Origin of the sequence: Chitinivorax tropicus (assembly GCF_014202905.1) — a bacterium.
Taxonomy (GTDB): Bacteria; Pseudomonadota; Gammaproteobacteria; order Burkholderiales; family SCOH01; genus Chitinivorax; species Chitinivorax tropicus.
Map to the genome: position 1 here is coordinate 64518 of NZ_JACHHY010000016.1, position 15626 is coordinate 80143.

Sequence of the window (15626 nt, forward strand, 5' to 3'; positions counted from 1 at the left end):
GATGAGCTTTCTATATTGGTGTTTCACGTGAAACACTCAAGCTGTCGAATCAACCTTGATGAGGGCGCTTACGGTGAAAAGTCATGGGAATTGCCTGAGCGGTTGAGGGTGGGGGGCTATTCAGAATGTGCTTTTTCATCTTACCGATGACATGCATCTCGCAAGGCTTGCAATCAAAGCGCAAGGTCAGTCGCTCGTTTCCATTGACCAGCGTCATTGGCTCAGCCCTCACCTGCCCTTGTACGCCTTTCACTCCTTTGGCCTGCTTGGGGCATAGGTTGAACGAGAAACGCAAGCAATGCTTGGTGATCATCAAGCTGACCTCGCCCCCCTCCTCATGTGCTTCGTATGCTGCATCGATCAAGCTGACGCCATGCTTTTCATAAAATGCTCTGGCCTTTTCGTTGTAGACATTGGCCAGATAGCTCAGCGACGTTTCAGGATATTGCGCAGGTGGATCGCCTTCAGCTTTACGTTGTGGACGCTGCCACGCCGCCAGCCGCACTCGCTCCAGCTCCGCAACTGCATCACGCCTTAGCTGGTTCAGCACCGAAGTCGGCACAAACCAGGGCTGGCTGATGGTCAATTGAACATCGTGAGCACGAAACAAGGTGTTACCGAGTTTTGCCAAGCCATCACGCAACGCACCTTCAGCCTTGTCAGCCTGCTGTGCAATCTGCAATGGCGCATCCAGGCTGACCTTGGCAACACAGCCATCGGCATCAGTCATATTCAGTGTCAAGCCGGTCGGGGTTTCGCCAAGCTGCATCCAAACATCGATCTTGCGCTCGGCAGATTTCTTCAGCAGCGCTTGCTCCCAGGCTTGATCACGGTTACGGCTGATTTCCGTCCCCACCTTCAAACCCAGCAGATTCGCCATCGGCTCATTCGGAAACACTCGCCATACTTGGCCGCCTTCACCCTGTCCGACCAGTTTCACCACATTGGCCTGGATACCGACCACCTCCCGCTTGCGCATGAAGTTGAGCCCATCACCATTGGCCATCGGCTCTATCGTGTCCAGCTCAAACCAATCCGGCCCGAGCTTGGTTACTGTGCCAAGGTGTACGCCAACAAACGTCGGGGAATCAAATGCGCCGATATTGTCTAGCCGCCCATTTGAAAAATAATCGGTATGGCCCCGATGGAAGCTTTTATCCACATTGGGCGTGAACAGAATCTCGGTGTGGCCGCTAGAGGCCGGTGCCAGCTCTGGCCTGCGGCTCAGGATCTCATCCAACAACAGGCGATAGTGGGCTGTGATGTTCTTCACATAACCCATCTCCTTGTAACGGCCTTCAATTTTGAACGAGCGCACACCCGCATCGATCAATGCCTCCAGGTTGGTACTCTGGTCGTTGTCCTTCATCGACAGCAGATGCTTTTCAAACGCCACTACCCGGCCTTGTGAGTCATTCAAGGTATAGGGCAGACGGCAGGCTTGTGAACAATCGCCACGGTTGGCGCTACGTCCTGTCTGCGCGTGGCTGATGTAACACTGCCCGGAATAGGCCACGCACAGTGCGCCATGGATGAAATGCTCGATGGTGGCACTGTCACCCACTGCGTCATGGATGGCACGAATCTGTTGGATTGTCAGCTCCCGCGCCAGCACGATCTGCGAGAACCCCACGTCTGCCATGAATTTGGCTTTGGCTACGCTACGGATATCACATTGAGTCGAGGCGTGCAGCTGGATGGGTGGAATATCCAGCTCCAGAATGCCCATATCCTGCACGATCAATGCATCCACACCTGCATCGTACAACTGATGGATCAACTTACGCGCTGGCTCCAGCTCTGCGTCGTGCAAAATGGTATTGAGTGTGACGAAGATACGCGCATGATAGCGGTGCGCGAATGACACCAACTCAGCGATTTCATGGATTTCATTACAGGCGTTGTGGCGTGCACCAAACGATGGGCCACCAATATAGACTGCATCCGCACCGTGCAGGATCGCCTCTCGACCAATCTCGGCAGTCTTGGCGGGCGACAATAATTCTAGCTGGTGGGGCAACAGGCTCATGCGGATCTCTCGGTGATTCAGTCAAACGGGCGGACATCGCCAACCCTCGGAAAACTCGACATTTTACCGAATTTTACTACCGACCCGCTGATGAATTCATTGCAACCAGCTACCAACCAAGTCAATTCCATGCATAGGAAACACACAACATGGCAGATTGGTCATTGTTGCCCGTCGGCGTCAGATCGCTGCCGATGATCAGCAGCACCAACCCATTCGGAAACCGGTCAGTTGCTCCCTGCATTCCATTTCCACCAACAAAGGGGCATCAGGTAGGCAATGGTGCCAGTAGCGCGGCAATGTCTTCTTCGGTGAATTTAACACTGCCACCATGATCCTCTGACAAGATCCCTGCAGCCAGCTCTGCTTTCTTGTCCTGCAGTGCCAGGATCTTGTCTTCAATACTGCCTTCCACGATCAGCTTGTAGACAAACACGGGTTTATCCTGCCCGATACGGTGCGCACGGTCAGTCGCCTGGTTTTCCACAGCTGGGTTCCACCAGGGGTCGAAGTGGATCACTGTGTCAGCAGCGGTCAGATTCAGCCCAACGCCACCCGCTTTCAAGCTGATCAGGAAGATCGGCACCTCCCCAGACTGGAAACGTCTGATCGGGGTTTCACGATCATGGGTATCGCCTTGCAACACTACATAATCGAGCTTGGCGGCTTTCAGCTCTGTTTCGATCAAGCCCAACATGGATGTAAACTGCGAGAACAACAACACCTTGCGTCCCTCGTCGATCAACTCCGGCAAGATCTGCATCAGCAGCGCAAGCTTGGCTCGCTCGGTCACCTGCTTACTGCTGTCTATTTTCACCAGACGCGGGTCGCAACATACCTGCCGCAATTTGAGCAACGCATCCAGAATCACAATCTGACTACGCGCCAATCCTTTGCTGGCGATCTCTTCGCGGATTCGGCCATCCATTGCCGTGCGTACGGTTTCGTACAGATCGCGCTGCTTACCCTCCAACACCACCTTACGCACAATCACTGTCTTGGGTGGCAATTCCTTGGCTACCTGATCCTTGCTGCGGCGGAGAATGAAGGGCTTGATGCGACGAGCCAGCAATTTGCGCCGTTCGCTGTCTCCCTGTTTTTCGATCGGCGTCCGCCAGAGTTTGGTGAAGGTTTTGCTGTCGCCAAGGAAACGCGGCATCAAGAAATCAAACAAGGCCCACAACTCGCCAAGATGGTTTTCCAATGGGGTGCCAGTGATACACAATCGATGGCGGGCTGTGATCTGACGCACGGCTTCAGCCGTCTTGCTACCTGCGTTCTTCACTGATTGCGCCTCGTCCAGCACCAGCAGGTGATAGTGGTACTGGCTGAGCGTGTCGATGTCGCGCCAAAGCAGTGGGTAGGTGGTCAGCACCACATCATGCATGGAAATCTGCTCGAATGCCTGCTTGCGTGCCATGCCCTGCAATGACAACACCCGCAGACCGGGGGTGAAGCGGCGGGCCTCGCTCTTCCAGTTGTGGACCAGTGAGGTTGGCAACACAATCAACGCAGGCTGGTCGAGCCGGCCTGCCTCTTTTTCGAGCAACAGGTGGGCCAAGGTCTGCGCTGTCTTTCCAAGCCCCATGTCATCCGCCAGAATGCCGGCCAGCGCTTGTTCACGCAAAAACTGCAACCAATTCAAACCTTCCAGCTGATAGGGACGTAGCGCCAAACCTAAGCCTTTGGGTGGCCGCATCGCCTTACGAGGTTTCGTCATTATCAACCGTTTGGCCAGCGTAGCAGCCATCTCTACGCCATCGCCAGACCAACCCGCCAGCGCCTCTGCCACACGCGGGGCATCCAGCCGGGAGACAGCCAACCCAGCTGCGTGTCCGCTGTCAAACAGGTCGATCAGTGTTCTCATCAGCGGCTTGATCCGACCTGCCGGTGCCGTCGCTCTGCCGCCATCAGGCAACACAAGCGTCACGACTTCATCATCTGGGATGAGCTTTTGTTGATTGAGATCCAGCCAACGCTTGTCATGGCGCATCAATTCGGTCAGTAATGGCGGCAGATCAATACGCTGGCCATCGATTTCGATTTGCATCGCCACATCGAACCAGCCGGCGTCACGCTCCTGCAGGGTTGCATACCAATCAGTGATCGTGCTGGCATGGTGGCGAAAATCGGTGCTGAATTCGATCAGCCAGCCTTGCTCCTTGAGCAGTGGCACACACTCCAGCATGAATACCGGCCAATCAGCTTCTTTGTCCAGCCCATACAACGGGTAGTCATGCGGCAGGCTCGGTGATGCTATCGCATAGGGTGGCACGGTCGCCAAACCCACCTCGCTCAGCGTCTTGATCCATTGTCGTTCCTTGCTGGCATTGCGCTTGAGGCACACCACTGTACCATCGGGCTGGCTCCAGTATGTCTGATCATCTTCCGGTTTCAGGCGATGACCGGCGTATTCCATTTCCACCTGTGCGGCATCGAAATAGTGCAGTGAGCGGCCTGCGCTGGTATAGACCTGCTGGTAATTGCGGTGGCGATAGATCGCCGCCACCGGATAGCTTTCCAGCACCAATACTGGCGTGGGTGAACAATCGATGGTACGAATTGCCGTTGCGTTGCTGGTCGGCACGGGCAGGTCGGGCGCCAACTCAGTCAAGGTCTGGGCGACGACCGCAGCTTCCTGTTTGGTAATCGGCGGCAACATGAGCAAATATCCCAGCAGTGCAGCATCAAATTCAAACTGCAGTGGCCCGATCAGCTTGGCAGCAAGATCCAGATACCAGGGCGTAGCCGCCAGCAATAGCTGTCCATTGTCGATCACCACCGCAGGTATGATTTTCCCATGCCCATCCAACGTCCAATGCAACGTTGCAGCTCGTGGCATACCCACCGCCAGCGGTACATAGCCGCATTTCTGACGGCTAATCAGCCTGCCGGTGGCTGCCATCTGCTTCAACATGTCATCACCTGTGCTCTGCTGTAGCGAAAATGTCCCCGGCTCGCTTGGCAGGGACGCATACAACAAGCGGATCACAGACAAGTCATCCTTGCACACGAACTTGGGCGGTTTGGAAATGGCCCGATCAATACCGCTCCATCGATCCATTATCTGAGGCAAGCCATGTGTGTCAGGTCGGCCTTTGTATAAAGTGATGCAATGCCCGTCCTCATCCAGGCAATAGAACAGCCGCTCCGTGGCCTTTTGTATAACCCCTTCTTTTTGATGTTTGCCTACCGCTTCGCGGAAACCACGCAACCAGTCATGAACTCGTTCCCGAATAGCGGGGGAGGGCTCCACCTGCTGATTGATATACGCCAACATGGTCGCGGCACCATGCTTGCACTGATAGTGCACTGGGCAGCTGCAATAGGAAACCATCTCGACATCGGCCTTCGCATATGCATTGACATGGACCATGATTCGGTAAGGCGTCTTGCTCGACCCTTTGACCTGAGCCGAGACAATGTGGTCCATTACCACCAGGCTTTTGATTTTCTGGATATATGACTGGGCTTTTTCAACTTCGTAAAAGCCAAATTCATCAATCACTTGATTGACTGTCAGTAATGGGAGCGTATCGGTTGCCATCTGGTCGGTCGTCAAACACTGCTGAAGATGCGGGCAGTGGAAGGTAGAAAAAGCAATTATACGCAAGGCCCGCCAGACGATCGTCATCCATCCAGGCCCTCTCCGCTGATCATGGCTTGTTTTGTCAGACTAGGTAAGGTGGCATTCCGTACGATTGCGGCAGGCCGAAACAAAAGCGGCCCGGGCTCAATGAGCCCAGGCCACCCTGCTTCACGTCAGATCACTCAACCACCACGGGATGAATTACACCTTGTGGTACACCTCAGCGCCTTGCTTCACGAATTCGATGGATTTGACTTCCATCCCCTTCTGCAATGCTTCGTTTTCGCTGATACCTTGTTTCTCGGCAAAGTCGCGCACATCCTGAGTGATTTTCATCGAACAGAAATGGGGGCCGCACATCGAACAGAAATGGGCCACTTTTGCACCTTGCTGCGGCAGGGTTTCGTCGTGATATTCACGCGCCCGGTCTGGGTCCAGTCCCAGGTTGAATTGATCCTCCCAGCGGAACTCGAAGCGGGCTTTCGACAAGGCATTGTCGCGAATCTGCGCACCAGGGTGGCCCTTGGCCAAGTCAGCGGCATGAGCGGCAATCTTGTAGGCAATGATGCCTTCCTTGACATCATCTTTATTCGGCAAGCCCAGATGTTCTTTGGGGGTGACATAGCACAACATCGCACAGCCATACCAACCGATCTGCGCAGCTCCGATCGCGCTGGTCAAATGGTCATAACCGGGTGCAATGTCTGTGGTCAACGGCCCCAGTGTGTAGAAAGGCGCCTCGTTGCAATGGTGCAGCTGCTCATCCATGTTTTCCTTGATCATCTGCATCGGCACGTGGCCAGGGCCTTCGATCATGGTCTGCACATCATGCTTCCAGGCAATCTGGGTCAATTCACCCAACGTGCGCAACTCACCGAACTGAGCATCGTCATTGGCATCCCACACAGAGCCGGGACGTAAGCCATCACCCAAGCTGAAGCTCACATCATAGGCCTTCATGATTTCGCAGATTTCCTCGAAGTGGGTGTAGAGGAAATTCTCCTTGTGGTGCGCCAGACACCACTTGGCCATGATGGAACCACCACGGGACACGATGCCGGTCATCCGCTTGGCAGTCAGCGGCACATAGCGCAGCAATACGCCCGCATGGATGGTGAAATAGTCCACCCCCTGCTCGGCCTGTTCGATCAAGGTATCCTTGAAAATCTCCCAGGTCAGCTCTTCTGCCTTGCCATCCACCTTTTCCAGTGCCTGATAGATCGGCACGGTGCCAATAGGTACCGGGCTGTTACGCAATATCCATTCACGGGTTTCGTGGATATTCTTACCGGTGGACAGATCCATGATAGTGTCCGCACCCCAGCGGATACCCCAGGTCATCTTGTCCACTTCCTCACTGATCGAGGAAGTCACCGCGCTGTTGCCAATATTGCCATTGATCTTCACCAGGAAGTTGCGACCAATGATCATCGGCTCCAGCTCAGGGTGATTGATGTTGGCAGGGATGATCGCCCGCCCGCGGGCCACCTCCTGGCGCACGAATTCCGGTGTGATGTCGTCAGGAATCGCCGCGCCAAATGATTGGCCCCGATGCTGGCGTAACATCAGTTCTGCCATGCGTTTACCCTTGTCGCCCATGGCTTGCAACGATGCTACATATTCCTGGCGACGCAGGCTTTCACGGATGGCAATGTACTCCATCTCAGGCGTGATGATGCCCTGACGCGCATAATGCATCTGCGACACGTTCTTGCCAGTCACCGCGCGACGCGGTTTGCGCTGCAGGTTGAAGCGCAGATGTTCAAGCTTGGGGTCTGCCTCGCGCGCTCGCCCATACTCGGAGCTCAACGCACCCAACAACTCAGTATCGTTACGCTCTTCAATCCACTTGCCACGAATGGCTGGCAAACCAGACCGCACATCGATACGCGCTGCTGGATCGGTGTAGATACCGGAGGTGTCATATACATAGATCGGCGGGTTGTTTTCACCGCCAAATGCCGTCGGTGTATCAGTTTGGCTGATTTCACGCATCGGCACCTGGATATCGGGCCGACTGCCCTCTACATAGACCTTGCGCGAGGCAGGAAAGGGTTGAATGGCGGCCTCGTCGACATGGGCCGTTTCGCGCAGGAATTGTGGGGCATTCATCAGGGAGTTCTCCAGTGCAATAAAAACGGGTAGGAGAACGCTGGAATGGCAATCCGCTTCCCTACGCCGGCATGATCCGTACAGGTTCGAAGGGTATGTCTCACTGATGCCAGTAATTGACTCGACACGGTCAATCAGACCATCAACGCAGGTACTGGCAACAGACCCCTAGCGGTCCGAATACCTGGATTCCGTTGACGTGGTTTCGTGTCAATGGAACCTGGCGGGTATCGGGACTAATTGTGTGAAGCTAAAGTAATTATGGGATAATTGCAAGTTAGACAAAATCCGGTGCCCGCCACGGGCTCAATCGTTTTCTGGAGCAAGAGCAATGAATTGGGAAGAAGCGCGTTTCAATATGGTTGAACAGCAGATCCGCCCTTGGGATGTGTTGGATCAGGAAATCTTGAGCCTGTTGTTCGAGGTGAAGCGTGAAGAATTCGTGCCCACCAACATGCACAACTTGGCCTTTGTCGATATGGAGTTACCGCTCGCCAACGGCCAGAAGATGTGGCAACCGAAACTGGAAGCGCGGGTGGTGCAAGAGTTGGCGATCAAACGCACAGACAAGGTGTTGGAGATCGGCAGTGGCAGCGGCTACCTGACCGCCCTGCTCGCCAAGCGCGCCCAGCACGTCTACAGCGTGGAGATCGATGCAGAACAAGCTGCAATCGCCAAATCCAATCTGTTGAAGGCCGGTCTCGGTAACGTCACCTTTGAGGTGGGCGATGGCGCACGTGGTTGGACCAAGCATGCACCGTATGACGTGATCGTGATCACAGGCTCCGTACCGGTGTTACCCGATGAATTCAAACAACAGCTTGCCGTGGGCGGTCGCTTGTTTGCTGTCATCGGTGATGCCCCTGTGATGTCTGGCACCTTGATCACCCATGAAAGCAGTGCTGCCTACAACACCACTAAGCTGTTCGAAACAGTTGTCACCCCGCTGATGAATGCGGTACAACCGGCACGCTTCAGCTTCTGATCATGCAGCAGATCACCGCAGTGGCGCTGGCAGAATGGCTGGCAGATCGCACCCGGCCTACACCGGTGCTGTTGGATGTTCGTGAGGATTGGGAATTCAGGCTGTGCCATATTCCCGGCTCAGTGCACATTCCCATGCACGAGATCCCGACCCGGCTGAACGACATTGAAGACGACATGGAAACCGTGGTGATCTGTCATCACGGCATGCGTTCAATGCAGGTTGCCTTGTTCCTGCAAAGAGCTGGCTTCAACCACGTCATCAATCTACAAGGAGGGGTCGATGCCTGGGCACGGGAAGTCGATCCCAATATGGCAACCTACTGAGCCAAATAGCCTGTCGAGCCAAACGCCCGTTTTCATGCGGGCGTTTTATTTTGTCGGCAAGCCAATCATTGTGGCATTGGCCATATCCCCGACCTCGACCCGGTTCCGCCCACCGCGCTTAGCCCGATACAGCGCATCATCCGCAGCACGCAGCATGGTTTCATAACGTTGGGTTTCCAGAGGGACCGCCGTACACAAGCCAATACTGATCGTGACCTGGATAGCGTGTTGTTTGAACGTGATTTTCTTATCTGCTATCCGTTTTCTGATCACCTCACACAGCTGTTGTGCGCCACGCCCTTCTGTCAAAGGCAGAATCACGACGAACTCCTCACCACCATAACGGGCCAGGAAGTCGCATGGGCGTTTCAAGCAAGATTGAACAGCTGCGGCCACCTCTTTCAGAACCTGATCACCCGCTTGATGCCCATAGGTGTCGTTGATCTTTTTGAAATGGTCGATATCCAAGATCGCCAAGGTCAAGTTATACGTCCCACGCCGCGCCCGTGACCATTCCTTGACAACACGGGCATCAAAGAATTTACGGTTACGAACCCCCGTCAATCCATCCGTGAAGTTCAAAGCTTTCAGCTGATGATTGGCCTCAGACAGCTTCCGCATTGCTTCATCCAGCGCTTTGGTCCGTTCCTGAACACGGATTTCCAGCACCGTATTCTGTTCAAGGCTGTTGCGCTTGTGGTCTTCGCTAAGCGATTTGTAACGGTGTGCCAGGGCAAATGACAGCAAGATGGCCTGCAGGCCAATACCCAATTGCAAGGCTGGGAACTGTGTCAGCCATTGTGGAAAAACGCCAATGATCTGCATAGCGTGGGTCAACATGGCCACCGAGAACACCAACCAACCCAGCAAGAAAAGCCGCGCGGGATATGCGATCTGTAATCGTGCCTTCACAGCGGCCAATACTGCCAATACAGTGGTCAACGACGTCAAGGTGAACCCAATCGACATGGTGACCGTTTGCTCACCAGTCAGGGCAATCAATGCCAGCGCTGCCGCAGACCACCATACAACCCGTGCCAACTGATCAAGTAACGGTTGGTGTTCATCCAGCAATAAAAATCGACGAATGAAATTTACTGCACCGGTCAGAGCAAGCCCTAGCAACGCTGGCACCAGTATCGGTTGCCACGGCTTGCTCTCCCAGCCGGTCAGCGTGGTCAAGACACCACTGGCGACCAGCAGCATCAACCCTGATGCACCGGTAAAGGAGACAAAGTACAAGTAACTGGTATCACGGATCGACGCAAAAATGAACAGGTTATACAGCACCAGCACCAGTAGCCCACCAAAGAGCATGCCCGCCAGAACAGAGTGATAGCGGGTTTTCTCCAGGTAGGTTTCATACGCTCTGATGTGCAATGTCCCGACATCTGATTTGCTCGGATCAAGCAAGAGATAGAACGTGGTCCGTTGCCCCGGTGGCAGAGAGACCGTGATGAAAGCTTCGTCTCGAGACAGATTTGCAGCGGAAAAAGGCATCGGTGGGGCATACTGCCAATGGCCAACCAGGTCGTCTGCCCGCATGACATATCCGTCGATCTCGCCCTTGGTAGGCAAACCAATTAGCCATTGCTGTGTATCTGATTGATTGAACACAACAAACCGATGCCACTGTCTGCCAGATACACTCGGTTGATCTACAAGGGGTCTGAATTGGGTATGGACGTCTGGGTGAGCAGCTTGTTTGATGTTGATCTGTGCGGGCAGATCAGGATGCACCATCAGGTGGTCAGCCAATGGGACAATCCACTGGGCCTGCCGTAATACCAGATCAGCATGTGCGGGCTTGGCCAATACCAAGCAGCACAATATCAACCCGACCATGCAGGCCAGCAGATGGCTCATGGCGGAATATGAACGGGCGGATGATAGCCGCATGGAACGCAAGACAAAATCAATATTCGATATTGTCAATATAGTGTATGGACCTGGCACTGTCTGACACTGCTCTATATAGGGAAAGCCATATTATATAAAGCAGTTCCGTTTTATGACATAGAAATAATATGTCGCCCGCGATCAATGTACTGTTGTTACCAGTAAAGCCAATGTACGCTGTGTGGCGCCAGCATGCAACTGAGCAAATTGCAGCGCCGATTCACGCACATCTTTCAGCAAAACCACATCATTGAGCCACTGCCGGATTTGCACCACGGCTTGTTGCATATCTGCAACTTGGCAAGCAGCGCCGGCTTCTATCGCCAAGCGGGTCACATCGGTAAAGTTGAACATATGAGGGCCTACGATCGCCGGACAGCCGGTTGCACAGGCTTCAATCAGATTCTGCCCACCAAGCGGCATGAAGCCACCGCCAATCAACGCGCAATCTGCCATGGCATAGTATGCATACAACTCCCCCATGCTATCCCCCAACCAGACCTGGAGGGATGATGAGACAGGTTGTTCACTACGCTTGGCCCATTGCATGCCGCTGGCTTCCAAAATGCCAGCCACTTCATCGAATCGTTGCGGGTGGCGCGGCACAATCACCAATAATGCATCAGGCGGGTTGTCTTGCCACGCTTTCAACAGCAATGCTTCTTCACCATCACGACTGCTGCCAAACACGACAACAGGCCTGCGCCCTAGCTGCGCCCGCCAATGCTGGCCCAGCTCCAGCTGAGCTGGTGGTAGTTGTACATCGAATTTGATATTGCCACACACCTGGACCTCACAATTGCCCAGCAAGCGTAAGCGTGCTGCATCCGCATCACTCTGCGCAGCAATGCCTCGCAGCGATTGCAATGCCGGGCGTACAAGCGATTCGATGCGTCCATATCCACGAGCAGAGCGAGCGGATAGCCGTGCATTGACCAAATACAACGGCACACCGTGTTGGCGAGCAGCATGGATCAGATTGGGCCAGATCTCGGTTTCCATCAACAAACCCAAAACCGGCTTGAAATGACGTAGAAAACGATCCACCGCACCAGGCAGATCATACGGCAGAAAGACCGCCTCCACTTTTTGACCATACATTGCCGACGCAGTATCCCGACCAGTCGGTGTCATCTGGGTCAACACGATCCGATGGCCAGGATAGGCTTCATACAACGCGTTGATCAATGGCTGTGCCGCCCGTGTTTCCCCAACTGAGACTGCGTGTAGCCAGATCACCGGCTGAGTGGGTTTCTGCTGATAAATACCAAAACGCTCTGCCCAATGCTGCCGATACCCCCGCTGCTTACGGCCTCGCCACCACAGACGAAGCAAGATCATCGGCACCAATAAGCGGAAAAGCTGGGTATACCACCACCTCATGGCGCCAAGACCTGCATGACATGCCGCCAGACATCATCAACCGAGGGGGGCATACCATTGTGCCCCAGATTCCAGCAAAGACTATCTGCCATCACACCCGTCAAACCCGGCTCGGAAGCACAAAACAACGCAATCGTCGGACACGCCACCGCCGCTGCCAGATGACTCAAACCGGTATCGACGCCTACTGTCAATCGAGCACCCGCCAACACACCCGCCGCATCGGCAAGACTCATTTGTGGAGCAACAACCGCATTGGGCATACCCCTTGCCAAGGTTGCTGCCGCCTGCTGCTCTGCTTGGCTCCCCCATGGCAAGACACAAGCCAAACCCAACTCATGCAAGCGAACTGCCAACGATTGCCATGCCGCTACCGACCATTGTTTGTCTGCTCGACTTGTCGCATGCAGCAATACAGCATAGGGCTTGTGTGGCAACCAGGAAAAAGCAACTGGCGATGGTGCCAAACCATAATCCAACGACGACGGAATCGTGTACCCCAACGCCTCAGCAGCCAATTGACGATTCCGCGTCACAGCATGTGATGTTCGGGATACGGCAAACCGGCGATCATAAAAATAACTGGCGATCGGCTCACGGATACTATGGCTATCGTAGCCAGCAACCGGTCCATTCGCCTTTGACGCAAGCCATGCACTCTTCAACAAGCCTTGCAGATCCAACACCAAATCATAGTGAGATGAAGCAAGACGATGTTTGAACGCACGCCACTCTGCTTGCACGCTACCCTTCCACCAAGCCTTACGCCACCTCCGAACTGCAACAGGGATGACATTACATACTCGTGGATGCATTTGCGGAATCCCGGCAAACGACTCTTCCACCATCCAATCTACCTGCCAAGATGGGTTCGAACCAGCAACGTCTGCCAACACCGGCAAGGCATGGATCACGTCTCCCATCGAGGACGTTTTGACAATCAATAATTTCGACATAACGGAAATTGTATCAGTGCCTTGCTACATCGTAGCGAAAAGGCGACTACCCACAACCACCCTGTCCAGTGCAAACAACATTCCCCCGGACACAAGTAGTTGAAATAAATAGAGCTATATAAGTTATCCACAGCCTACCGAAAACTAACATGCACTGTATGCCAACAATAAGCAGAAGCATGGATCTCATGAGTAATGTGGATAAAAACCAGCAGACAGGCTCAAAAAAACGGGCAAAGCCCCGTCACAAAAAGACTTTGACGCAGCATTTCGTGACATGGAAAACGTGAGGACAGATTGTGTAGTTTCCCCTGTTTCAAGCCAACACGAAATTCGTCACACATTTGTCACACATCAGAAGAACGAGTTACCCCTAGCAAAAAAATTGACGCAACATACTGAGAAACAAAGCAGAAAGTGGGTTATCCACAGAACACTGGCAACTCTATTATTTTCTTATCTATCTTCTTTATCTTATTCACATAATTGATATAGAAAAGAATACAGATGCCAAAGGAAGGTCAGCAGGTCTGGTATCCTACAAACACCTGTCATCTTTCTCTGACCACCACATGTCCACCAAGCTTTCAGCGGTGCTGATCACCCAAAATGCAGCAGAACAACTCCCTGCTTGCTTGCAATCACTACACTTCGCTGACGAAATCATTGTTGTAGACAGCGGCAGCAACGACCACACATTGGCAGTTGCTCATAAAGCAGGCGCAAAAGTGATCCATCAGGAATGGTTGGGTTTCGGCAGACAAAAGCAATTTGCGATCACACAGGCCAGCTACGATTGGGTACTGTGTATCGATAGTGATGAAAGGGTCTCCGACGAGCTGAAAAGCAGCATCCAACAAACGTTGAACAACCCAAAGCACACTGCATACCGCATGCCACGCAGCAATCGCTTCATGGGACGTTTCCTGAAGCATGGTGAAGGCTACCCAGACTGGAGCCTCAGACTATTCAACAGACGCCACGCAAAATGGTCAGATGACGCAGTACACGAGAAAGTGATTCATGAAGACAGTGTCGGTACACTGACCGGCGACCTCCTGCACGAATCAGGAGAAGACATCGCACGTTACTTCGACAAACAAAACCGATACACTACTTTACAAGCACAACAATTGTTCAAACGGGGCAAACAGTGTAGTCTCGCGCAACTTGTACTGAGCCCACTTTTCCGTTTCATACGTTTCTATCTGTTCAAACGCGGCTTTATGGATGGGGTACCTGGTTTGGTCCACATCCTGATTGGCTGTTTCAACAGTTTCAGCAAATATGCCAAACTGATAGAACTCCACCGACTACATAAACAGCCATGACCATTCTTGTCACCGGTGCAGCCGGATTCATCGGAATGCACGTCTGTCGTGCTTTATTACTACAGGGTAGACACGTTGTTGGCCTGGACAATTTCAACGATTACTACTCGCCATCACTGAAATTCGACCGCATCAAAGCACTGAATGAATGTTCACCTACTTTTGTATGTGAACAAGTCGACATCGCCAATGCAGTGCAGCTCGATGAGGTATTCAAAAAACATCAGGTTCAATATGTCATACACTTGGCAGCCCAGGCTGGTGTCAGATATTCACTGAAGAACCCAAGGGCGTACAGCAACAGCAACCTGACCGGGTTTACCAATATTCTGGAGTCATGCCGACAACACCAGATCAAGCACTTGGTCTTTGCCAGCAGCTCAAGTGTCTACGGCTCCAATGTCAAAATTCCATTTGACGAAAGTGACAACGTAGACCACCCCATCAGCTTGTATGCGGCCACCAAAAAGGCTAACGAGGTGATGGCTCATAGCTATGCGCATCTGTTCGATCTACCATGTACTGGGCTGAGATTCTTTACCGTATATGGGCCATGGGGCCGTCCCGATATGGCGACATGGTTGTTCACTGATGCCATTTTGCAGGGTAAGCCAATCAACGTATTCAACAATGGCGATCTGAAACGGGATTTCACTTATGTTGATGATATCGTTGAAGGTGTCATCAGGGTGCTTGACCATATTCCAGCCACCAACCCAGACTTCGACAAGTGGCATCCAGATCCTGCATCCAGCTTTGCGCCCTATCGTCTTTACAATATCGGCAACCATCAGCCTGTGGCGCTGGAAACCTTCATATCAACACTTGAAGCAGCACTGGGAAAGCCGGCGATCAGAAACAATATGCCGATGCAGGATGGAGACGTGTATGCGACCTATGCGAACACCGACCGTCTACGACAAGCGGTCGGGTTCTCGCCAAATACAGAGTTGAAGGTGGGGTTACAACACTTCGTCGATTGGTATCTTGCATACCATCGACTCTCATAATGGAAA

Annotated in this window: 11 protein-coding genes and 1 riboswitch; of the genes, 4 read left to right on the plus strand and 7 right to left on the minus strand. The window is 53.2% G+C overall.

What is annotated here, in order from left to right; translation table 11 throughout:
- Nucleotides 1-49: 49 nt before the first annotated feature.
- From HNQ59_RS13000 to thiC, 4 genes are all read right to left on the minus strand, one after another.
- Nucleotides 50-2029, minus strand: coding sequence for a peptidase U32 family protein (locus HNQ59_RS13000; protein WP_184040116.1), 1980 nt, complete (start codon nt 2027-2029; stop codon nt 50-52).
- A 121-nt stretch (nt 2030-2150) separates the two neighbouring features.
- The gene (locus HNQ59_RS19860; RefSeq protein ID WP_281397219.1) at nt 2151-2273 is read right to left on the minus strand and encodes a hypothetical protein; all 123 of its coding nucleotides are present in this window, start codon (nt 2271-2273) and stop codon (nt 2151-2153) included.
- 24 nt (nt 2274-2297) lie between these two features.
- The gene (locus HNQ59_RS13005; RefSeq protein ID WP_184040119.1) at nt 2298-5576 is read right to left on the minus strand and encodes a DEAD/DEAH box helicase; all 3279 of its coding nucleotides are present in this window, start codon (nt 5574-5576) and stop codon (nt 2298-2300) included.
- Between the two features lie 243 nt (nt 5577-5819).
- Entirely contained in the window at nt 5820-7730 is a 1911-nt protein-coding gene (gene thiC / locus HNQ59_RS13010; protein WP_184040122.1) for a phosphomethylpyrimidine synthase ThiC, read from the minus strand.
- Nucleotides 7731-7771: 41 nt separating this feature from the next.
- A riboswitch (TPP riboswitch) is annotated at nt 7772-7910 on the minus strand.
- Between the two features lie 151 nt (nt 7911-8061).
- Between thiC and HNQ59_RS13015 the strand changes: the two genes are divergently transcribed.
- Together HNQ59_RS13015 and HNQ59_RS13020 are read left to right on the plus strand one after the other, a co-directional pair.
- Entirely contained in the window at nt 8062-8715 is a 654-nt protein-coding gene (locus HNQ59_RS13015; protein ID WP_184040124.1) for a protein-L-isoaspartate O-methyltransferase family protein, read from the plus strand.
- A gap of 2 nt (nt 8716-8717) precedes the next feature.
- Nucleotides 8718-9041: a rhodanese-like domain-containing protein gene (locus HNQ59_RS13020; RefSeq protein ID WP_184040127.1), complete on the plus strand. Its 324-nt coding sequence runs from the start codon at nt 8718-8720 to the stop codon at nt 9039-9041.
- Between the two features lie 45 nt (nt 9042-9086).
- Here the strand turns inward: HNQ59_RS13020 and HNQ59_RS13025 are convergent, their stop codons facing one another.
- From HNQ59_RS13025 to waaC, 3 genes are all read right to left on the minus strand, one after another.
- The gene (locus HNQ59_RS13025; protein WP_184040130.1) at nt 9087-10907 is read right to left on the minus strand and encodes a GGDEF domain-containing protein; all 1821 of its coding nucleotides are present in this window, start codon (nt 10905-10907) and stop codon (nt 9087-9089) included.
- Nucleotides 10908-11081: 174 nt separating this feature from the next.
- Nucleotides 11082-12323: a lipid IV(A) 3-deoxy-D-manno-octulosonic acid transferase gene (waaA, locus tag HNQ59_RS13030; RefSeq protein ID WP_184040133.1), complete on the minus strand. Its 1242-nt coding sequence runs from the start codon at nt 12321-12323 to the stop codon at nt 11082-11084.
- The gene (gene waaC / locus HNQ59_RS13035) at nt 12320-13279 is read right to left on the minus strand and encodes a lipopolysaccharide heptosyltransferase I (protein ID WP_184040136.1); all 960 of its coding nucleotides are present in this window, start codon (nt 13277-13279) and stop codon (nt 12320-12322) included. Before waaC ends, waaA begins: the two co-directional genes overlap by 4 nt.
- Before the next feature lie 572 nt (nt 13280-13851).
- Here waaC and HNQ59_RS13040 point away from each other — a divergent pair.
- Both HNQ59_RS13040 and HNQ59_RS13045 read left to right on the plus strand, forming a co-directional pair.
- The gene (locus HNQ59_RS13040; RefSeq protein WP_184040139.1) at nt 13852-14610 is read left to right on the plus strand and encodes a glycosyltransferase family 2 protein; all 759 of its coding nucleotides are present in this window, start codon (nt 13852-13854) and stop codon (nt 14608-14610) included.
- Nucleotides 14607-15620 (plus strand): NAD-dependent epimerase, encoded by a 1014-nt coding sequence (locus HNQ59_RS13045; RefSeq protein WP_184040141.1) that lies wholly within the window; start codon nt 14607-14609, stop codon nt 15618-15620. Before HNQ59_RS13040 ends, HNQ59_RS13045 begins: the two co-directional genes overlap by 4 nt.
- The last annotated feature ends 6 nt before the right edge of the window (nt 15621-15626 follow it).

Excerpts from the sequence above, each read along its gene's own strand:
- thiC (WP_184040122.1), bottom strand. The coding sequence starts at position 7,730 with ATGAATGCCCCACAATTCCTGCGCGAAACGGCCCATGTCGACGAGGCC.
- HNQ59_RS13000 (WP_184040116.1), bottom strand. The coding sequence starts at position 2,029 with ATGAGCCTGTTGCCCCACCAGCTAGAATTATTGTCGCCCGCCAAGACT.
- waaC (WP_184040136.1), bottom strand. The coding sequence starts at position 13,279 with ATGTCGAAATTATTGATTGTCAAAACGTCCTCGATGGGAGACGTGATC.
- HNQ59_RS13020 (WP_184040127.1), top strand. The coding sequence starts at position 8,718 with ATGCAGCAGATCACCGCAGTGGCGCTGGCAGAATGGCTGGCAGATCGC.
- waaA (WP_184040133.1), bottom strand. The coding sequence starts at position 12,323 with ATGAGGTGGTGGTATACCCAGCTTTTCCGCTTATTGGTGCCGATGATC.
- HNQ59_RS13025 (WP_184040130.1), bottom strand. The coding sequence starts at position 10,907 with ATGAGCCATCTGCTGGCCTGCATGGTCGGGTTGATATTGTGCTGCTTG.
- HNQ59_RS13015 (WP_184040124.1), top strand. The coding sequence starts at position 8,062 with ATGAATTGGGAAGAAGCGCGTTTCAATATGGTTGAACAGCAGATCCGC.
- HNQ59_RS13045 (WP_184040141.1), top strand. The coding sequence starts at position 14,607 with ATGACCATTCTTGTCACCGGTGCAGCCGGATTCATCGGAATGCACGTC.
- HNQ59_RS13005 (WP_184040119.1), bottom strand. The coding sequence starts at position 5,576 with ATGGCAACCGATACGCTCCCATTACTGACAGTCAATCAAGTGATTGAT.
- HNQ59_RS19860 (WP_281397219.1), bottom strand. The coding sequence starts at position 2,273 with ATGCAGGGAGCAACTGACCGGTTTCCGAATGGGTTGGTGCTGCTGATC.
- HNQ59_RS13040 (WP_184040139.1), top strand. The coding sequence starts at position 13,852 with ATGTCCACCAAGCTTTCAGCGGTGCTGATCACCCAAAATGCAGCAGAA.